This is a genomic window from Saccharopolyspora indica (assembly GCF_027853965.1).
GTDB lineage: Bacteria > Actinomycetota > Actinomycetes > Mycobacteriales > Pseudonocardiaceae > Saccharopolyspora > Saccharopolyspora indica.
Genome location: NZ_JAQGLB010000006.1, coordinates 267,086 through 284,797, shown reverse-complemented (window position 1 = coordinate 284,797; position 17,712 = coordinate 267,086). Strand labels below are relative to the sequence as shown.

At 71.4% G+C, this 17,712-nt stretch carries 20 protein-coding genes; 8 read left to right on the top strand and 12 right to left on the bottom strand.

Annotated features, from left to right (window positions below):
- Nucleotides 1-235: 235 nt before the first annotated feature.
- Nucleotides 236-1,018 (bottom strand): DeoR/GlpR family DNA-binding transcription regulator, encoded by a 783-nt coding sequence (locus OU416_RS16465; protein ID WP_270927846.1) that lies wholly within the window; start codon nucleotides 1,016-1,018, stop codon nucleotides 236-238.
- A 150-nt stretch (nucleotides 1,019-1,168) separates the two neighbouring features.
- On the opposite strand from OU416_RS16465, the gene OU416_RS16460 reads away from it, so the two are divergent.
- Nucleotides 1,169-1,537, top strand: a complete 369-nt coding sequence (locus OU416_RS16460) for a cupin domain-containing protein (protein WP_270927845.1) — start codon at nucleotides 1,169-1,171, stop codon at nucleotides 1,535-1,537.
- A gap of 223 nt (nucleotides 1,538-1,760) precedes the next feature.
- Nucleotides 1,761-3,134: a Gfo/Idh/MocA family protein gene (locus OU416_RS16455; RefSeq protein ID WP_270927844.1), complete on the top strand. Its 1,374-nt coding sequence runs from the start codon at nucleotides 1,761-1,763 to the stop codon at nucleotides 3,132-3,134.
- Nucleotides 3,135-3,206: 72 nt separating this feature from the next.
- On the opposite strand, the gene OU416_RS16450 is transcribed toward OU416_RS16455, so the two are convergent.
- Together OU416_RS16450 and OU416_RS16445 are read right to left on the bottom strand one after the other, a co-directional pair.
- Nucleotides 3,207-3,581 carry a hypothetical protein gene (locus OU416_RS16450; protein ID WP_270927843.1) on the bottom strand — a complete coding sequence of 125 codons (375 nt, stop codon included), beginning with the start codon at nucleotides 3,579-3,581 and terminating at the stop codon, nucleotides 3,207-3,209.
- Between the two features lie 11 nt (nucleotides 3,582-3,592).
- On the bottom strand, nucleotides 3,593-4,012 hold the full coding sequence (locus tag OU416_RS16445) for an HMG-box domain-containing protein (protein WP_270927842.1): 420 nt from the start codon (nucleotides 4,010-4,012) through the stop codon (nucleotides 3,593-3,595).
- Between the two features lie 134 nt (nucleotides 4,013-4,146).
- Between OU416_RS16445 and OU416_RS16440 the strand changes: the two genes are divergently transcribed.
- From OU416_RS16440 to OU416_RS16430, 3 genes are all read left to right on the top strand, one after another.
- Nucleotides 4,147-4,563, top strand: coding sequence for a hypothetical protein (locus OU416_RS16440; protein ID WP_270927841.1), 417 nt, complete (start codon nucleotides 4,147-4,149; stop codon nucleotides 4,561-4,563).
- 283 nt (nucleotides 4,564-4,846) lie between these two features.
- Nucleotides 4,847-5,854 carry an ATP-grasp ribosomal peptide maturase gene (tgmB, locus tag OU416_RS16435; RefSeq protein WP_270927840.1) on the top strand — a complete coding sequence of 336 codons (1,008 nt, stop codon included), beginning with the start codon at nucleotides 4,847-4,849 and terminating at the stop codon, nucleotides 5,852-5,854.
- Nucleotides 5,814-6,962 (top strand): methyltransferase domain-containing protein, encoded by a 1,149-nt coding sequence (locus OU416_RS16430; RefSeq protein ID WP_270927839.1) that lies wholly within the window; start codon nucleotides 5,814-5,816, stop codon nucleotides 6,960-6,962. The genes tgmB and OU416_RS16430 overlap by 41 nt, the downstream gene beginning before the upstream one ends.
- A 108-nt stretch (nucleotides 6,963-7,070) precedes the next feature.
- Here OU416_RS16430 and OU416_RS16425 read toward each other — a convergent pair whose 3' ends face one another.
- A complete protein-coding gene (locus OU416_RS16425; RefSeq protein WP_270927838.1) occupies nucleotides 7,071-7,439 on the bottom strand; it encodes a hypothetical protein in 369 nt (122 codons plus the stop codon).
- 423 nt (nucleotides 7,440-7,862) lie between these two features.
- Between OU416_RS16425 and OU416_RS16420 the strand changes: the two genes are divergently transcribed.
- Complete coding sequence (locus OU416_RS16420; protein WP_270927836.1) at nucleotides 7,863-8,696, top strand: NAD(P)H-binding protein; 834 nt, start codon at nucleotides 7,863-7,865, stop codon at nucleotides 8,694-8,696.
- Between the two features lie 46 nt (nucleotides 8,697-8,742).
- On the opposite strand, the gene OU416_RS16415 is transcribed toward OU416_RS16420, so the two are convergent.
- The 3 genes from OU416_RS16415 to OU416_RS16405 form a co-directional block, all read right to left on the bottom strand.
- A complete protein-coding gene (locus OU416_RS16415) occupies nucleotides 8,743-9,582 on the bottom strand; it encodes an alpha/beta fold hydrolase (RefSeq protein ID WP_270927834.1) in 840 nt (279 codons plus the stop codon).
- Nucleotides 9,579-10,157 (bottom strand): TetR/AcrR family transcriptional regulator, encoded by a 579-nt coding sequence (locus OU416_RS16410; RefSeq protein ID WP_270927833.1) that lies wholly within the window; start codon nucleotides 10,155-10,157, stop codon nucleotides 9,579-9,581. The genes OU416_RS16415 and OU416_RS16410 overlap by 4 nt, the downstream gene beginning before the upstream one ends.
- A gap of 91 nt (nucleotides 10,158-10,248) precedes the next feature.
- Nucleotides 10,249-11,106 carry a LuxR C-terminal-related transcriptional regulator gene (locus OU416_RS16405; protein WP_270927832.1) on the bottom strand — a complete coding sequence of 286 codons (858 nt, stop codon included), beginning with the start codon at nucleotides 11,104-11,106 and terminating at the stop codon, nucleotides 10,249-10,251.
- Between the two features lie 95 nt (nucleotides 11,107-11,201).
- Here OU416_RS16405 and OU416_RS16400 point away from each other — a divergent pair, with 95 nt between their 5' ends.
- Entirely contained in the window at nucleotides 11,202-12,839 is a 1,638-nt protein-coding gene (locus OU416_RS16400; protein WP_270927831.1) for an AMP-binding protein, read from the top strand.
- Here OU416_RS16400 and OU416_RS16395 read toward each other — a convergent pair whose 3' ends face one another.
- Nucleotides 12,840-13,559: a gamma-glutamylcyclotransferase gene (locus OU416_RS16395; RefSeq protein ID WP_270927830.1), complete on the bottom strand. Its 720-nt coding sequence runs from the start codon at nucleotides 13,557-13,559 to the stop codon at nucleotides 12,840-12,842.
- 43 nt (nucleotides 13,560-13,602) lie between these two features.
- Nucleotides 13,603-14,505, bottom strand: a complete 903-nt coding sequence (locus tag OU416_RS16390) for a DMT family transporter (protein ID WP_270927829.1) — start codon at nucleotides 14,503-14,505, stop codon at nucleotides 13,603-13,605.
- A gap of 25 nt (nucleotides 14,506-14,530) precedes the next feature.
- On the opposite strand from OU416_RS16390, the gene OU416_RS16385 reads away from it, so the two are divergent.
- Nucleotides 14,531-15,937: an aminotransferase-like domain-containing protein gene (locus OU416_RS16385; protein ID WP_270927828.1), complete on the top strand. Its 1,407-nt coding sequence runs from the start codon at nucleotides 14,531-14,533 to the stop codon at nucleotides 15,935-15,937.
- Nucleotides 15,938-15,939: 2 nt separating this feature from the next.
- Here the strand turns inward: OU416_RS16385 and OU416_RS16380 are convergent, their stop codons facing one another.
- Genes OU416_RS16380 through OU416_RS16370 form a run of 3 tightly spaced genes read right to left on the bottom strand, consistent with a single transcriptional unit; the run spans nucleotide 15,940 to nucleotide 17,710 of the window.
- Nucleotides 15,940-16,365 carry a hypothetical protein gene (locus tag OU416_RS16380; RefSeq protein ID WP_270927827.1) on the bottom strand — a complete coding sequence of 142 codons (426 nt, stop codon included), beginning with the start codon at nucleotides 16,363-16,365 and terminating at the stop codon, nucleotides 15,940-15,942.
- Nucleotides 16,365-16,640, bottom strand: a complete 276-nt coding sequence (locus tag OU416_RS16375) for a YbaB/EbfC family DNA-binding protein (RefSeq protein ID WP_270927826.1) — start codon at nucleotides 16,638-16,640, stop codon at nucleotides 16,365-16,367. Before OU416_RS16375 ends, OU416_RS16380 begins: the two co-directional genes overlap by 1 nt.
- On the bottom strand, nucleotides 16,637-17,710 hold the full coding sequence (locus OU416_RS16370) for a CHAP domain-containing protein (protein ID WP_270927825.1): 1,074 nt from the start codon (nucleotides 17,708-17,710) through the stop codon (nucleotides 16,637-16,639). Before OU416_RS16370 ends, OU416_RS16375 begins: the two co-directional genes overlap by 4 nt.
- Between the last annotated feature and the right edge of the window lie 2 nt (nucleotides 17,711-17,712).

Genomic DNA, 17,712 nt, shown 5'->3' with positions numbered 1-17,712 from the left:
TGTGCCGCTTCGCGAGAAGTGGTGCCTTAGAACCCTTTTCGAGGAGGCGCGACGGGCCGGCCGTGGTCGCGCGGCCGGTCAGGCGTGGTGCCCTGCGGCTCGGCGGTACGGCTGCGCGGCGATGCGTCAGCGCAGGCGGATGTCATCGCGCGTTCCTCCGAAAGTCATCGGTGGGTGAAACAGCGCGAGCTTAAGGTGCTCGAATTTGTCCGAGCAATGCTCCATTCGATCAGAATCAAGCAGTCAGCACGGTCGTTCCCGCCGCCTCGAAGGCTTCGCGCACCTCGGCGTCGACCCCGGTGTTGGTGATCAGCGTGTCGATGGCGTCGGTGGCGCAGATCTGGGCGAACGCCCGGCGGTTGAGCTTGGAGCTGTCGGCGACCACGACCACCCGCGCCGCGCGGGAGGCCATCAGCCGGTTGATGCTGGCCTCGCCCTCGTGGTGCGCGAAGGCGCCGTTGTCCGGGTCGATCGCGTCGACGCCGAGGAACAGCAGGTCCAGGCTGATCTCCCGGAGGATGTGCGTGGCCAGCGGGCCGGTGAGCTCGAACGACTGCTGGCGCGCCACGCCACCGGTGACCACGATCTTGACGTGCGGGCGCACGACCAGCTCGTTGGCGATGTTGAGCGCGTTGGTGACCACGGTGATCCCCGGGTCCCCGTGCTCGCCGAGATCCGGCCGGGTGGCCAGGCTGCGCGCGACCTCGGTGGTCGTCGTACCGCCGTTGAGCCCGATCACCATGCCGGGCTGCACCAGGCGCGCGGCCGCCGCGCTGATCCGCTGCTTCTCGGGTGCGTGCCGGGCGGCTTTGTGCCGCAGCGGCAGGTCGTAGGCGATGCTGGTGGCCACCGCGCCGCCGCGGGTGCGGGCCAGCAGCTGCTGCTCGGCCAGGTGGTCGAGGTCGCGGCGGATGGTGGCGGCGGAGACGTCGAGCTCGGCGGCCAGCTCCTCGACGTCGGCGCGTTCGCGCTGCCCGACGATGTCCAGCAGTTTGCTCAGCCGTTCGTGCCGGTTCATTGCCCGTCCCCTCCGCGAAGTCCGCAGGCAACCTACTACGGCGGCGGGCGCGGTCCGCGCAGGCGTCGCGTCGTGGCGCGGGGTCGAAAGCCCCTGGTTCGCGGAGCCGGGTCCCCGGGAGACTCGCCGTGTCGAGGCGAGGAGGCCGAGATGGTCGCGGAGCAGGTCGTCGAGCACCGGGCTTTCGACCGGCCGGACGAGGTGCGGGAGTTCGAGAACGGGCGGCTGGAACTGCTGAACATGGCGGGCGGAACTGTGGGGCGTCTGATCCTCCGCCCAGGGTGGCAGTGGAGCCGTCACGTGCGGCCCGTCGCGGGGACCGAGTGGTGCGAGGCACCGCACTTCCAGTACCAGATCTCCGGTCGGCTCCACGTCGCTATGTCCGACGGCGGCGAGTTCGAGTCGGGGCCGGGGTCGGTCACGTCCCTGCCGCAGGGACACGACGCGTGGGTCGTCGGTGACGAGGACGTCGTCCTCGTCGACTGGTACGGAGCCACCGACTACGCCAAGCAGGCCTGAGCGAGCGCGCCGAACGCACGCAGCCGCTGGCCCGAGGAGCTGCGAGCGCGCTCCGCACCCGGTGAGGGGTGCGGAGCGCGTTTCAGCGGTGACCGGGCCGGAGCTGCGGCTGCCGCCGAACGGATCAGCCGCGAAGCCTCCGCGTGCCGGTATCAGCCCGATGATCGGTGTGCGATTGTGCGTGAATTGACGTGAATACACGCAGTTTCACGCAGGAGGACTGATGGTCGAGCTTCCTCGCAGTGCTCTGTCCCGGCGGACCCTGCTGCGCACCGGCGCGGCAGCAGGCGCCGGATTCGGACTCGCCGGGCTGGCTCCCGGCGCGGCAGCGGCGCAGAACGCGTGGCCCGCGGCCAAGGGCGAAACCATGATGGGCGTGCCGTTCGAGGCGCACGAAGCGGTCCGCGTCGGCATCATCGGCGTCGGCAACCGCGGTGCGAGCATGCTGCCGCTGTTCCTGGAACTGGACGGCGTCGCGATCACCGCCGTCTGCGACACCAACGCCGAAGCCGTCGAGCGCGCGGCACGCGCCGTGGTCGACCTGGGGCGGCCGGAACCGGCCAAGTACAGCGCCGGCGAGCACGATTTCGAGAACCTGCTGGCCAGGGACGACGTGGACTTCGTCTACATCGCCACGCCGTGGGAGTGGCACGCGCCGATGGCCGTGGCGGCCATGCGCAACGGCAAGCACGTCGGCGTGGAATGCCCGTTGGGCGTCACGGTCGACGAGCTGTGGGAGCTCGTCGACGTCTCCGAGCAGACGCGGCGGCACTGCATCCAGCTGGAGAACTGCTGCTACGGCCAGAACGAATTGCGCGTCCTGCGCATGGCCCACGACGGCATGTTCGGCGACCTGCTCTACGGCGCCGGCGCCTACCTGCACGACCTGCGCGAACTGCTGTTCTCCAAGACCTACTACGCGGGGCAGTGGCGGCGCGCCTGGCACACCAAGCTCGACGGAGACCTGTACCCGACCCACGGCCTCGGCCCGGTCGCGGCCTACCTGGACGTCAACCGCGGCGACCGGCTGGTGCGGATCACCTCGATGAGCACCCCGGCACTCGGCCTGGCGGCCTACCGGCAGGAGCACCTGCCGCCGGACGACCCGGCCTGGCAGGAGAACTACGCCAAGGGCGACGCGACGATGAGCCTGATCCAGACCGAGCAGGGCCGCGTCATCCACCTCGTCCACGACGTGTCCAACGGGCGCCCGTACAGCAGGCTGAACCAGTTGCAGGGCACCAGAGGCGTGTTCGAGGACTACCCGCCGCGCATCTATCTGGAGCCGACCGGCACCCCGCACGAGTGGGGGAACTGGGACGACCACGCCGAGTACGACCACTGGCTGTGGAAGGAGGTCGGCCCCGGGCCGGGCGGCCACGGCGGCATGGACTACCTGATGCTCTACCGCCTCGCGCAGACCATGCGCCTGGGCCTGCCCCCGGACATCGACGTCTACGACTCGGCCACTTGGAGCGCCCCGTTCGCGCTCAGCGCCCAGTCCATCGAGGACGGCAGCGCCCCGGTCGACTTCCCGGACTTCACCCGAGGTCGCTGGAAAACCCCGCACCCCGGCACCGACTCCCCGAAACCCTGACCGCCTCGGGTTGGAATGAAGCGGAGCCCGCCCGAGTCGCCGGGCGGGCGCCACCGCCGCCGCTGCAGATCGTCAGGACGTACGGGCCGTCACATCTCGCTCGATGCGCTCGAAGATGTCGGCGTCGGTTTCCCTCTGCCATTCGGGCATGGCGTCCCAGTCCGCGACGTAGGCGGGCTTGGGATCGTCGAAGTGTTTGAAGATCTGCCCGATCCAGCACAGCGCGACGAAACGGCCCTTCTGCTCGCGGGTGAGCTTGGCCGCGCTGCCCTCGGTGGCATGGATGAAGTCGTGCACCTGCTGGTACACGGCTGCGGCGCTGGCGCGCTCCCAGTCGGGCGTTTCGTCCCACGGGGCGATGTAGCCGGGCTTGGGCTCGCCGGGGTAGTGCTTGGTCACCCCCGCGATCCACGCCTCGCGGAAGATGCGCCCCTTCTCGTCTGACACTGAACCTCTCCTCACGGTGTTGGGCCAGATGCGGTCACAACATCCTTGATCTGCGATTCCAGGTGCCGCACATGCCGATCGTCGAGGAACGGCACCAAGTTCTCCCGCAGGTCTGTCAGCTTGCGGCCGAGGTAGCCGACCGACGCCGTCTGCCGGGCGCTGTCCACGGCCGCCGCGCCACGCATGACGAGCTGGTCGACGTCGCCGTGCTGGGCACCGACGGTGGCGAGATCGACGAGTACGCTTCCGCGGCGCCGTGCCGAGGTGGCTTGCCCCAGTGCCTTGGTGAGTGCGGGCTCGGCCAGCTCTGGGCGGTGAAGCGTCACGAAGCACGCTCCGCGTTCCTCCTCCAGTCGCGATCCCTCGAAGCGGAGCCAGCCGGTGGCCGGGGCCTTGTTGTCGACGTTGGCGACCTGCTCGGCCTTGTCCAACGCGCGTGGCAGGCGGACAGGTTTCCGAGTCCGGCGAAGGTCTGCGCCTGGACGGCGGAGACCCAATACCGGGTGGTGCGAGTGGGGTTTCCCCTGACCGCGAGCTGCGCGGCACCGTCGAGTAGCGGAGAGGCGTGCCGATACTGGCGTTCGTAGATGTTGATGCAGGCGTGTCGGGTCATCGCGCACGCCCAGAGATCGAACTCGTGAGCTTCCTTGCTGACATGGGCCGCTTCGGCGTAGCAGTGTGCGGCGTCTGCGTAGTTGTCGCTGTCGAAGAAGATTTCGCCGCAGAGCTGGAACAGGTCACCGACGAGGGCGCACAACCGGCGACGCACGTCGGAGGTCTGCGCTTCGTTCAGGCTGGCGTTGAGCGCGGCGAGCTGGTGCCGTGCTGCCGGGAGGACTTCGCGTTTGGATCGCGACTCGGCGAACTTCGTCCACAGCTCGGCGTTCAACCGCTCGTAGGTGTCCATGGTTGCGGGGTCGAGGTGGCGGGGGTGCTCGGCGGCGTGCCGAACCCGGTCGACATCGATCGAGGGGATGGCTAGCAAGCTTCCCGTGGCCGTCACCAGACGGAGTAGTTCACGTCGTCACGTTGCCAATCGTCGTCGTGCGGCGAGCCGGGAAACCGCGGTGGTCCTGTTGAGTCACTTCTTCGTACCGGTGTGCCCTGCAGCTCGGCAATCCTGATCCGCTTCTCCTCCGCAACGACACGGTCGAAGCGAGTGAGCAGTTCGCCGCCAGCTTTGGGCGCTTGGTCGACGGACCAAGGCCAGCAGCGACGGTGATGAGGGGCCGGAAGAGCACTACGACTGGGAAGAGCTGTAATCGATGACCGTCGTCATCTTCGCTGCTGAGGCAGACGCCCCGGTGGATGCCGTGGTGCGAGCCCTCACGCGGCGAGGGGCGCCGGTGTTCCGCGCCGACACGAGCTGGTTCCCGGACCGGCTCGTGCTCGACGCGGAACTCCGCGCCTCCCGCTGGGTGGGGACGCTGGCCACCGAGCACCGCAGCGTGGCGTTGGAAGACATCCGCTCGATCTGGTACTGCTCGCCGACACCGTTCCGGTTCCCGGCGGGGATGGCGCCGCAGTGGCGGACGCACGCGGCGCGGGAAGCGAAGTTCGGTTTCGGCGGCGTGCTGTCAGCGCTCCCGGTGCGGTGGGTCAACCACCCGAACCGGGCCGCCGACGCCGTGTACAAGCCGCTGCAACTGGTCATGGCCGCCGCGTGCGGGCTGACGGTGCCGGACACGTTGGTGACGAATGCGCCGGCCGCGGTGCGCCGGTTCGCCGAGGCCGTCGAGTCCGGTGTGGTGCAGAAGTCGTTCGCGGCGAACATCCTTACCGAGGACGACAAGCTCAAGATCGCCTTTACCCGCAGGCTCGACGATTCGGTGTTGCGGGATCTCGACGGCATCGGGTTGACCGCGCACCAGATCCAGCAGTGGGTCGACAAGGACTACGAGGCGCGGGTGGTCGTGGTCGGCGAGCAGGTGTTCACCATCGCCATCCACGCGCATTCCGCGGCCGCGCGTGTGGACTGGCGGGCCGATTTCGATGCGCTGCGGTACGAGTGGATTCCCACACCGGCCGAGGTGCGCCGCGGGGTGCGCGCCTACATGGACGCCTTCGGTTTGGCCTACGCGGCGTTCGACTTCAGCGTGGACCACGCCGGGCGCTGGGTTTTCCTCGAATCCAACGGCGCCGGCCGGTACGGCTGGCTGGCGAATCAGACCGGTGCGCCGATCACCGAAGCACTCGCCGACCTGCTCCAGGCGGGAATGGAGGGCATGACCCGTGATCGACTGGAAGTCGAAGGCGTGCAGCCTCGCAGGTGAGCTGGTGGAGCTGGGCAAGCTCACGGACCCGGAGTGGCGGGCAGCGGTGGAGGCCACCCCACGCCATGAGTTCGTCCCGGCCTACTACATCCACGAGGCGGGCCGCTGGCAGCTGGCGGATACCAGTTCATCGGCCGGTCGCGACGAGTGGTTGCGCCGGGTGTACTCGAACACGGTGCTGATCACTGCGCTGTCCAACGGCGATTCCGGGCAGGTGGTGCGCTCGTCGTCGTCACAGCCCGGGTTGATGGTGCGGATGCTCGAAGCGCTCGACGTGCACGACGGGCAGCGCGTGCTCGAAATCGGAACCGGCACCGGCTACAACGCCGCGCTTCTGTCCCACCGGCTGGGCGGCGACCAGGTGTTCAGCGTCGATGTTGAGGAGGACCTGGTGGAGACCGCCCGCACTCGCTTGGCGGCGATCGGCCACCACCCGACGTTGGCCACCGTCGACGGGGCTGGCGGGCTGCCAGGGCACGCACCGTTCGACCGGATCATCGCGACGTGCTCGGTTCCCGCAGTGCCGTGGTCCTGGATCGAGCAGACCCGTCCGGGTGGCCTGATCCTCACGGACGTCAAACCCGCCGTCAACGCGGGAAGTCTCGTGTTGCTGCGGCGCGCGGACGAGGGCGCCGAGGGGCGGTTCGACCGCACCTACGCGGCGTTCATGGGACTGCGGAAACCGGGCGCGGCCTACACCAGCATTGCCCGGCCCCGCGACCGCTCCAACGCGGTGGAGCGCACCACCGACGTTCCGCCGGGGACGTTGCAGAACCTCGTCGTCTGGTTCCTCGCGGCGCTCGATCTCGGAGCCGGAGCGTCAAGCGGCTACACCGGAAGCGATCCGACGCAGACCCCGACCGCTGCGTGGATCGCCACGGCCGATCGGTCGTGGGCCGAGATCGACCTGCAACCCGACGGCGCAACGTACCGGGTACGTGAAGGCGGGCCGCGGTCCCTGTGGCGAGCTGTCGAGACCGCCCACGACACGTGGGTACGGCTTGAACAGCCCGGATGGGACCGGTTCGGGCTCACCGTGACCCGCTGCGGTCAATGGGTGTGGATCGACGACCCCAGCAGCCCGCGCCGCTGGCAGATCCCCGCCTGACCCCGGAAACGACGAACGCGCATCTCCGCCACGAGGTCGGCCGGATAGGACCCGGGAAGAGGTCGTGTTGCTGCAACGGGGTTCGTGGAATTGCCGTCGTCGCAGTGGCTACGGCTGCATGTTCAGCACGACGGCTGTGGCTATGAGGATGACTCCGAGCGACGCCACGAGGAGCCACCGCGGTGTCGAAGGTTTGAACCCCTGGCCGATCTGCACGGACGAGTCGCCGTACGAATCGTTGCGCGTTTCCCTTTCCGGGAGGTTGTCGGAAGAAGGTACCCACTTCGAACGCGGGGGGACGATGAGACGTGGAGACGTCTCGTCCGACTCCTTCTGGGCGTTCTCGATCGGTGGTGCGGAGTCTGCGGCGCCGGAGGCTTTGCGCGCACGCCAGAGCGCGAAGACGGTCAGTGCCAGGCCGATCAAGCCGATCACGGCCGAGGACACCGAGCCGAGCTTGTCCAGCACGTCGAGCATGCGGCAAGCCTGCCACAGGCGGTTGTGAGGATGGGGGAGCCCGGGCTGGTGCCCGGTGGTTCCGCTCGGTTTGCCCGGCGAGATCGCGCCGCACCGCTCGGCGCTGTGCTGTCGTTGATCGGCGGCCCTGAGCAACCGATTTCCGGAGGGTGGGCGGCCCCGACCGCCGCCCACCCGTTCCCCGAATGCCGGGTGCAACCCCCGACGCTCCACCCGGCGTGCACGCTCGCTGTCTTCGCAGGTCAACGCTGTGCTGTTAAGAGAGTGCGGGTTGCGCCGCCGTTGTGCAAGGGGGTGTCCGGCGATTTCGGGCGTATCGAGCGCCACATTTTTCGTCGCGGAGGGTGTCTTCGCAACTACGTTCGGCGGTCACCGCCGGTGGCGGACGTCAGGTGTCCTCGACCGCTCGTAGCGTCCGGCGGCATGGCAGATGAGAACCGAACGTTCCTCGTGGCCGGTGCTACCGGCAACGTCGGCCGCCCGCTCGTCGAGCAGCTGCTCGCCGCCGGTCACCGGGTCCGGGCGCTCAGCCGCGACCCGGCTTCGGCGAACCTCCCGGCCGGTGCCGAGGTGGTCGCCGGGAACCTGACGGACGTGGCGAGCCTGGCGGAGGTGTTCACCGGGGTCGCCGGTGCGCACCTGATCTCCTTCGGCGACGACGAGCCCGAGTTGTCCACCGGTCCGGAGATCGTGTCGCTGGCGCAGCAGGCCGGAGTCGGCAAGGTGACCGTGCTGCGCGGCGACGTGCGCAAGACCCGCCTGGACGAGGCGGTGGAGGCCAGCGGCCTGGAGTGGACGCAGCTGCTCCCGGTCGAGTTCATGTCGAACGCCCTGTGGTGGGCGGATTCGGTGCGCGCCGGTGGCGTGATCCGCGAGCCGCACCCGGAGGCGTTCAGCGCGATGATCCACCCGGCCGACATCGCCGCCGTGGCGATGACCGCGCTGACCACCGACGGGCACGCGGGGCGGGAGTACTGGTTGACCGGGCCGGAAGCGCTGACCGTGCCGGAGAAGGTCCGGGTGCTGGGCGAGGCGCTCGGGCGCGAACTCCGCTGCGTGGAGCTGTCGGAGGCCGAGGCCGTCGAGCAGTGGCGGGCGGCCGGGTTCACCGCGGAGGACGTCGACTTCTTCCTGGAGCTGCACCGGAACCCGCCGATCGACGGCCGGACCGTGCTGCCCACCGTGCAGGACGTCACCGGACGTCCGGCCCGGACGTTCGCGAGCTGGGCGGCGGAGAACGCCGACGCCTTCCGCTGACCGTCGAACGCGGTGAGCGGTCCGGAGTGGACCGCCCACCGCGTGGTCACCGGGCCGGCTGCGCGTCGAGAGTTCGGTGCAGGGCGGCGGCGAATTCAGCCGGGCGCTCGGTCGCGCCGACGTGGCCTCCGGGGAACTCCGCGAATCCCGCACCGGTGCGCTGCGCGATGAGCTCGGCCGGTCGGCGCAGCAGCTGGCCCGCCGACTCGCGGCCCGCGGCCAGGACCAGGCGATCTGCCCTGGAGCTCAGGGCGTCCAGGTCGGGGACGTGGGCGGTGAACTGGGCGAGGATGTGCTCCAGGAAGATCGGCATGTTCGCCACCATCCGGTCCACCGCCTCGGTGTGCGGCGGTGGTTCGGCGGGCTCCGAGGTGCTGTCGCCGTCGGAGGTTCCGGCTGCCAGGACGCCCACGGCCGCGGCCACACCATCGCGCAGGTAGGTCTCGCGCACCTCGCGGAACATCGCTCGGTGCTGGGCCGCGTCGGGGAGCAGTTCGACCGACGGCGGTTCGTGGGCGATCACCAGCCGGGGCGGGTCCGGGAAGCGGGTCAGCAGGTCCATGGCGACGATCGCCCCCGAGCTGGTGCCGAGCACGGCGGTGGGTTCGCCGGGGCGGGCGACCAGGTCGAGGATCCGCCGCGCATCGCCGCTGTGCACCTCGACGCGCTGACCGCTCGGCGCGGAATCCGCGCGGCTGCGGGAGAAGCACCGCGGGTCGTAGCTGACCACCGTGTACCGGTCGGCGAGTTCGGCGGCCATCCCGTCGAAGATGCCCGCATCGCCCGAACCGCCCGGGATCAGCAGCAGCACCGGTCCGGTGCCGCGGGTCTCGTAGTGCAGGGTCGCGCCCGGCACCTCGGCGGTGCCGGTCCTGATGTCGTTCATGCGTCGTCCAATCCGGGCCAGTTCTCCAGAGCGATGTGGAGGGCGTGGACGGCTCGTTCCCAGGACGCCCGCACCTCGCGCGGGTGCCCGAAGCCGCCACCGGCTTCGAGGTGGGCGTAGCCGTGGAAGGTGCTGCGCAGCAAGCGGACCGCGTCGGTGATGTCCGGTTCGCTCAGGCCGTATCCGCGCAGCAGCGAGTACGGCAGCTCCATGCAGCGCCGGTGCCCGCTGGACCCGGCGATGATCTCGGGGTCCAGCTGGAGCTGGGTCGCCGCGTAGCGGCCGGGGTGCTCGAGCGCGTACGCCCGGTAGGCGTCGGCGAACGCGACGAGCGCATCCCGGCCCGCCCGGCCGGCGATCGCCGAGCCGATCCGGTCGGACAGCTCGCCCGCGGCCAGCACCGCGACCCGCGCCCGCAGCTCCGCCAGGTTCCGCACGTGCGAGTACAGGCTCGCGTCCTTGACGCCGAAGTGCCGTGCCAGCGCCGAAATCGTGACGCCGGTGAAGCCGGTGGTGTCGGCCATCTCGGCCGCGGCTTCGGTGATCCGCTCCGCGGTCAGCCCCGCGCGTGCCATCCGCCCTCCAATACCTAAGCCTTCTAGGTTCGAGCCTAGGTTAATTAGGAATGGTGGGCGTGCGCGACCCCTTTTCCGCGGAACGGGCAGGTCAGGGGAGCAGGCCTTGGCGGCGGGCTGCCACCACCGCTTCGTGGCGGTTGTGGACGTCCAGCTTGTGCATCGCGCTGCGGAGGTAGGCCTTGGCCGTCTCCGGCCGCAGCGACAGGCGTTTTCCCGCCTCGGCGTTCGTGCAGCCCAGAGCGACCTGGGAGAGGACGTCGAGCTCGCGCGGCGTCAGGCTCGCCGTCCTGGCCTCCTCGGACGGCGAGGCGAGGCCCGCCAGCCGGTCGCAGGCGTGGTGCAGGCGGTCGCGCAGGGCCGGGTCGTCGAGTCCCTGCGCGATGGCGCGGAACTCCGCGTGCAGTTCCCGCACCTCCTCCAGCGCCACCTGCTCGCGAGGACCGGTGGTCTCCGCCGCGCGCAGGAGCCGCAGCCTGCGGTCGACCTCGTCGCGCACCGCGAGCTCGTCGGCCAGGTGGCGGGTAGCGCCCACCACGACGTCGATCGCGCGGTCGCCCAGCCGGGCCGCCCCGCGCGCCGCGCCGTAGAGCACGCCGCGCACCGCTCCGCCGACCAGCACGGGTGCGGCGACCACCGAGCTGATCCCCTCGGCGAGCACCGGGGCGTCGTAGTCGTGGCTGATCGTCAGCGAAGTCGCGTAGTCGCTCACCGCGGCGGGCCTGCCGCGCGTCAGCACCCGGCCGCCGAGGCCCGCCGCGGCCCGGACCTGGAGGCCCTTCAGCATGTTCGTGCGCACACCGGCCAGTTCCGACAGGCGCAGCGCGCCTTCGGCGGCCTGTCCGCCGAAGGACACGGGCATGCCGGCGCCCCGCCGCACCGCGCGGACGGCCTGGCGGAAGGCGTCGCCGTCGTCCGGGCGCAAGAGCGCGTCACCGCCGGTTCGCACATGCACCCCTTTCCGGGGGTATCCGGGATTGCCGTGTGGCGCGGAGCATAGCTCCCGGCAGCGCCGGGGCAAAGGAGCCGCGAAAGGGGCCGATTGTGAGCGCAGAGCTGAGCGAGACGACGGACACCGCACCAGAGGCCCGCGTGGCCGAACTGCTCGACCGGTTCGGCGCGGCGGAGGCCTGCGCGGCGGACCTGCTGTGCGACCGGCATCCGGCCGATGCGGTCGCGTTCACCGTCGTCGAGGCGGATCTGTCCAGTCAGGACATCACCTACGGTCGGCTGCGGCGCGACTCGGCGCGGTTCGCCGCCGCGCTGGCCGACCTGGGCGTGGCGCCCGGTGACGCGGTGGCCGTGCTGATGGGCAAGTCCGCCGACCTGGTGGTGGCGCTGCTGGGGATCTGGCGCCGCGGCGCGGTGCACGTGCCGCTGTTCACCGCCTTCGCGCCACCGGCCATCGCGCTGCGGCTGCGCGCCAGCGGCGCGAAGGTCGTGGTGGTGGACGCCGACCAGCGCGCGAAGCTCGCGCCGGGCGAGGACATCCCGGCCGACGCGCCGTGGCGGACCATCGTCGCCGGTGAAGCCTTCGCCGAGCTGCTGGACCGCTACACCGGTGACGAGCCGGGCGGGCAGGCCGTGTCGCTGGGCGGTGACGGACTGCTGGTGCAGCTGTTCACCTCGGGCACCACCGGCACCCCGAAGGGCGTTCCGGTGCCGATCCGCGCGCTGGCCTCCTTCCAGGCGTACCTGGAGTTCGGGCTGGACGTCCGGGCCGACGACGTGTTCTGGAACGCCGCCGACCCGGGCTGGGCCTACGGCCTGTACTACGCGATCCTCGGCCCGCTGGCCGCAGGCCGCCGCAGCATCCTGCTGCACGCCGGGTTCTCCGCGGGGCTGACCTGGCAGCTGATGCGCCGGTTCGGGGTCACCAACTTCGCCGCCGCGCCGACGGTCTACCGCAGCCTGCGCACCGACTCCTCGGCCGATCCCGCCGGGATCCGGCTGCGCCGCGCCTCCTCGGCGGGGGAGCCGCTGACCCCGGAGGTGGTGTCCTGGTCCGAGCGCGAGCTGGGCGTGACCGTGCGCGACCACTACGGGCAGACCGAGCACGGCATGATGATCGTCAACGCCTGGGCCGACGGGATCCGCGACGAGATCAAGCCGGGTTCGATGGGCGCGGCGCTGCCCGGCTGGTCCGCCGAGGTGCTCGAGGACGACCGCGACGAACCGGCGCCCGCGGGCACCGCCGGGCGGATCGCGATCGAGGCCGCGACCAGCCCGCTGATGTGGTTCACCGGCTACACCGACGCGCCGGAGAAGACCGCCGAGCGGTTCACCGCCGACGGCCGCTGGTACGTCACCGGTGACGCCGGTTCCCGCGACGCCGACGGGTCGTTCTTCTTCTCCTCGCGCGACGACGACGTGATCATCATGGCCGGCTACCGGATCGGGCCGTTCGACGTGGAGAGCGTGCTGGTCCAGCACGAGGCGGTCGCCGAAGCGGCCGTGATCGGCGTTCCCGACGAGCTGCGCGGCGAGGTGCTGGAGGCCTTCGTCGTGCTGCGCCCGTCGGTGGACGGCGACGACGCGCTGGTCACCGAGCTGCAGCAGCTGGTCAAGCGCAAGTTCGCCGCGCACGCCTACCCGCGGTCGGTGCACTTCGTCGAGCAGCTGCCGAAGACGCCGAGCGGCAAGATCCAGCGCTTCGTGCTCCGCGGGCAGCGGCGCGGGTGATCACCAGACGGGCTCGCCGGCGATCTCGGTGCAGGTGAGCCCGTCGCCGGTGGCGGGCGTACCGGTCAGCGCCCGCGCGGCCAGCTGGTCGACGTCCGTGCAGCGGACCGGACGGCCGTCGACCAGCAGCGGAGCGCGCTGCGGGCCTGCGGCGGCGTAGGCCAGCACGCGCTGCGGCGCGCTGCCGTCGGCGAGCTGGATCCGCTCGGGGCCGTGCAGGTGGACCAGCCGGTAGCGCACGCCACGTCCCTCGCAGACGTCGAGCACCTGGCGTTGTTCGGGCGTGGCGAACCACAGCGCGTGGTCCTCCACGACGCCGGGCGCGGCGGTCAGGACGGCTGGGCGTTGCCCGTCGTGGATCCGCAAGCCCGCGGCCCAAACGGCGGAAAGGCCGGTGCAGCGGGCGCTGAGCGCCACCACCGGACCGGTGAGCCCGAGCTCGGCGCGGAGCCAGGTGATCTTGGCCGGGCAGGCGTTCGACCCGTAGGCCAGCACGAGCTGCCGCCCGCGCATCGGCTCCGCGCCGCGCTCGGCGAGCCAGTCGTCCAGGCAGCCTCCGTCGCCGACGCGCCAACCGGAGGGTGCCGAGGAGTCCGGTCTCAGCACCCGGCCGACGCCGTCGGAGTGGACGAACGAGCAGCCGGGGCGAGCACCGGGGTAGGGGTGCGCGGGGTAGTCGGCGTCGGTGAACGGGGAGCGGACCGCGGTTCGTTCAGGCATCGCCGTCCAGCATTCCGCCCCGGCGATCACGACGCTACGGTTCCTACCCGGTCGGCCCCAGACGGGTGCGCACGGCGGTGGCGGCGCAGGCGACCACGGCGATGCCGCCCAGCAGCGTGGGCCAGGTGAGCTGTTCGCCCAGCAGCAGCGCCGCCCAGCAGATCGTCATCACCGGCTGGGCGAGCTGCACCTGGCTGACCTGCGCCATCGGGCCGATCGCCAGCCCGCGGTACCAGGCGAAGAAACCCAGGTACATGCTCACCACGGCCAGGTAGCCGAACGCGGCCCACTCCACCGCGGTGCCGCGCGGCGGTTGCTGGGCCACCGAGAACCCGGTGAGCGCGATCATCAGCGGTGCGGCGAGCACGAGCGCCCAGGAGACGGTCTGCCAGGCGCCCAGCTCGCGGGCGAGCAGCCCGCCTTCCGCGTAGCCGATGGCAGCCGCCACGACGGCGCCGAACAGCAGCAGGTCGGACCAGTGCAGCCCGCTGAGCCCACCGCCCTGCAGCGCGGCGAACACCACGGCGGCGATCGCGCCCACCGCGGCCATCACCCAGAACGACTTCGGGGGACGTTCGTGCCCGCGGAGCACGGCCGCCACCGCGGTCGCGGCGGGCAGGACGGCGATCACCACGGCGCCGTGGCTGGCAGGCGCGGTGGTGAGGGCGAAGGACGTCAGCACCGGGAAGCCCACGACGACACCGCCGGCGACGACCGCCACGCGGGCCCACTGGACGCCGCGCGGCAGCCGCTGCCTGGTGATCGCCAGTGCCGCCGCCGCGAGCAGCGCGGCGATGACGGCGCGGGCGGAGCCGATGAACAGCGGCGACATCCCGCCGCCCGCGACCGCGACGCGGGTGAACGGGACGGTGAAGGAGAACGCGCCGACGCCGAGCAGGCCCCACCCGAGACCGGCCCGGGACGGCGATAGCGCTGGCGCGCTCATGACAGTAGCGCTACTCTTGTCTCTCATGTCGAACGATAGCAGTTCGCGCATCGTCGCGGGACTCCGCGAGTGGATCGCGACCGCCCCGCCGGGAGCGAAGCTGCCGTCGACGCGCGCTCTCGTGGCGCAGTACGCGGCGAGCCCGGTGACGGTGCAGAAAGCGCTGCGAACGCTGACTTCGCAAGGAATGGTGGAAAGCCGTCCCGGCGTCGGCACCTTCGTGCGAGCCGTCCGCGTCGCCCGCCCGAACGACTACGGGTGGCAGACCGCGGCCCTCGGAGCGCCTCAGCACCGCATGCGGGAGCTGTCCACCGCGCTGCGCACGGCACCCAACGACGCGGTAGCACTGCACGCGGGCTACCCGGACCGGGACCTGCTCCCGGAGCGCCTGGTGCGCGCCGCCTTCACCCGCGCGGCCCGCGGCGAGGCAGCGGTCACCCGGCCGCCGGCGGCGGGACTGCCGGAACTGCAGGCGTGGTTCGCCACCGAGCTCGGTACGGCGGCGCCGATCGGAGTCGCACCACCGGCCGCCAGCGACGCGGTGATCCTCCCGGGAATCCAGAGCGGGCTCAGCACCGCCTTCCGCGCGCTGGTCGGCGCCGGACGGCCGCTGCTGGTCGAATCGCCCACCTACTGGGGCGCGATCCTCGCGGCCGCGCAAGCGGGTGTGCAGCTGGTCCCGGTGCCCAGCGGCATCCGCGGACCGGATCCGGCGGAGCTGGACCGCGCCTTCGAGCGCACCGGGGCGCGCGCCTGCTACGTCCAGCCGAACTTCGCCAACCCGACCGGCGCGCAGTGGTCGCCCGCCCTCGCCGAGCAGGTGCTGGACGTGGTGCGCGGGCACGGGGCGTTCCTGATCGAGGACGACTCGGCGCACGACTTCGGCATCGACACCGACCCGGTGCCCATCGCCGCGCGCGACGACAGCGGGCACGTCGTCTACCTGCGCTCGCTGACCAAGAGCGTGTCCCCGGCGGTGCGCATCGCCGGGATCATCGCCCGCGGCCCCGCCCGCGAGCGGATCCTCCTCGACGCCCACGCCGAGTCCATGTACATCAGCGGAGTGCTGCAGGCCGTGGCCCTCGACGTCGTCACCCAGCCCGCCTGGCGCACGCACCTGCGCAACCTCCACCACCAGCTGGCCGCCCGCCGCGACCTGCTCGTCGCGGCGCTGCGGGAGCACGTGCCCGCCGCGCACCTGGAAGCCGTGCCGCAGGGCGGGCTGAACCTCTGGGTCCGGCTGCCGGACGCGACCGACCTGCCGCGGCTGGCCAGGGACTGCGAAGCGGCCGGGGTCATCATCGCCCCGGGCGACGGGTGGTTCCCCGCCGAGCCCACCGGCCCCTACCTCCGGATCAACTACGCGGGCCCGAACCCCGGGGCCTTCCCCGACGGCGCGCGCACCATCGGCGAGGCGCTAGCGCGGCAGTAGCCTCACCAGTCCCGGCGCTCCATGGTGGTCCCGGTGACCTCGGCGTCCTCCCACGCCGGTTCCGGGCGGGACGCCGGCTCGGGCTCGTCGGGCTCCTCCTCGACGCTGTTGAGGTACTCCACCATCGCCGCGGCCACCTCGGCCCCGCACCCGGCCTGGATCGCCACCACGCCCTGCTGCAGCGACTCCATGCCCGCTTCGCCGGTGAGCCGGGTGATCTCCGCGGCCAGCCGGTCCGGGCCGAGCGCGAGCGCCCGGTCGTCGATCTCCAGGCCGACCAGCATGCCCTGCAGGTCCACCTCCAGGGCGATGCCCGATTCCCGCGCGCTGCCGCGGATCGCGTCCAGCCCCGCCGAGAGCCCGGTGTGCGGCGTGATCGTCTCGGCGATCTCGATCAGCTCGTCGATGGTGCGGTCGTCCTCGCGCATCAGCGCCTCCCCGCGTCGGAGGTCTCGTCGCCGGAAGCCAGCCCCAGCGCGGCGAAGTCCGCATCGGACAACCCGTCGGCCTGCTCCCGGATGGCCGCTTCGGCCTCCCGGTTGGCGCGCCCGGTCGCTTCCCGCACCAGCGCCAGGATCGTGCTCGCCAGCTTCGCGCCGCCCTGCTGGAGCGCCACCGGTTCCAGCTGCACGTTCCTGAGCGCGCCGCCGGGGGCCACCGCGACCGAGACGCCGTCCCGCTGCGCACGTCCGATGATGCTCACTTCGGGTGCACCCCTCCGTAGAACTTGCCGGCATCGTCGGGCAGCGTGTACGTGATCCGCTTGACCTGATCACTGGCGTTGCCCTCGATCGTGGTGATCTTGTTGCCGTCGACCTTCTCGATGATGCCGATGTGCGTGCTGGCGCCCTGGCTCGGGCCGCTGCCGAACAGCAGCGCGTCGCCGGGACGTGCCTTCTCGGCCAGGTCTCCGCGGTCGTAGGCGGTGCCCTGCTCCTGGCCCCACTTGTAGACGTCGCCGGTGAACCCGTACTTCGGGATGTCCACGCCCGCTTCCCGCCACATCGAGGTGGCGAAGTAGGAGCACCACGGCTGCCCGGTCGGTCCCCACTTGTTCTGGTTGTTCGCGCCTTCCTTGAATCCCAGGTGCTTGCGGGCGTTGTCCAGGATCTCCTCGGTCCGGCCGGAGTTCTTGCCGGAGTCCTTGCCCTCGTCCTTCGGCTTCTCCTCCTTGCCCGGACCGCCCTGCTGGCCGGAGCTGTCCTTCTCCGGGTCGGCCACGCCGTCGGAGTCGAGGTCCTTGAGCAGCGCCTTGAGCTTCTTGGCCGCCTCGGTCATCTCGTCGCGGGCGTCCTTGAGCTCGCCGCCGGACTGCTTGATGTAGCCGCCGGCGAGGTCGGCGATCTGGGCCACCGCCTTCATCAGCCCGGCGGGCGCGGCGAGCCCGGCCGCGGCGAGCCCGGCCTGCACCAGCTGCCCGGCCTTGCCGACGAAGTCGGTCACGAGATCACCGACGTTGCTGTGCCTGCCCTCGAGCGCCTTGGTGACCTCGGCGACGATCTGCGCACCCTTGGCGCTGGCCTCCGCGGTCACCGCCAGGTCGTCGCCGAACTTCGCCGACCGCTTCTGGAAGCCCGCGGTCGCCTCGCTCTTCCAGTCGCCCAGCAGGGAACCGGCGGCCTTCTCGTGCGCTTCGCGCTGGTCCTGGATGGCGCTGGCCGCGGCTTCGAGGGCGGCTTGGGCGCGCTGGACCTCGCCCGCCTTGCCCTCGAGCTTGCCCTGGTGGGTCATCAGCTCGCTGGCGAACCGCGTTGCGACTCCGTGTGGGTCCACTT

Coding starts and splice junctions, on each gene's coding strand:
- OU416_RS16425 (WP_270927838.1), bottom strand. CDS start 7,439: ATGCTCGACGTGCTGGACAAGCTCGGCTCGGTGTCCTCGGCCGTGATC.
- OU416_RS16460 (WP_270927845.1), top strand. CDS start 1,169: ATGGTCGCGGAGCAGGTCGTCGAGCACCGGGCTTTCGACCGGCCGGAC.
- OU416_RS16395 (WP_270927830.1), bottom strand. CDS start 13,559: ATGCCTGAACGAACCGCGGTCCGCTCCCCGTTCACCGACGCCGACTAC.
- OU416_RS16465 (WP_270927846.1), bottom strand. CDS start 1,018: ATGAACCGGCACGAACGGCTGAGCAAACTGCTGGACATCGTCGGGCAG.
- tgmB (WP_270927840.1), top strand. CDS start 4,847: ATGACCGTCGTCATCTTCGCTGCTGAGGCAGACGCCCCGGTGGATGCC.
- OU416_RS16380 (WP_270927827.1), bottom strand. CDS start 16,365: ATGCGCGAGGACGACCGCACCATCGACGAGCTGATCGAGATCGCCGAG.
- OU416_RS16410 (WP_270927833.1), bottom strand. CDS start 10,157: ATGGCACGCGCGGGGCTGACCGCGGAGCGGATCACCGAAGCCGCGGCC.
- OU416_RS16390 (WP_270927829.1), bottom strand. CDS start 14,505: ATGAGCGCGCCAGCGCTATCGCCGTCCCGGGCCGGTCTCGGGTGGGGC.
- OU416_RS16385 (WP_270927828.1), top strand. CDS start 14,531: ATGTCGAACGATAGCAGTTCGCGCATCGTCGCGGGACTCCGCGAGTGG.
- OU416_RS16455 (WP_270927844.1), top strand. CDS start 1,761: ATGGTCGAGCTTCCTCGCAGTGCTCTGTCCCGGCGGACCCTGCTGCGC.
- OU416_RS16420 (WP_270927836.1), top strand. CDS start 7,863: ATGGCAGATGAGAACCGAACGTTCCTCGTGGCCGGTGCTACCGGCAAC.
- OU416_RS16415 (WP_270927834.1), bottom strand. CDS start 9,582: ATGAACGACATCAGGACCGGCACCGCCGAGGTGCCGGGCGCGACCCTG.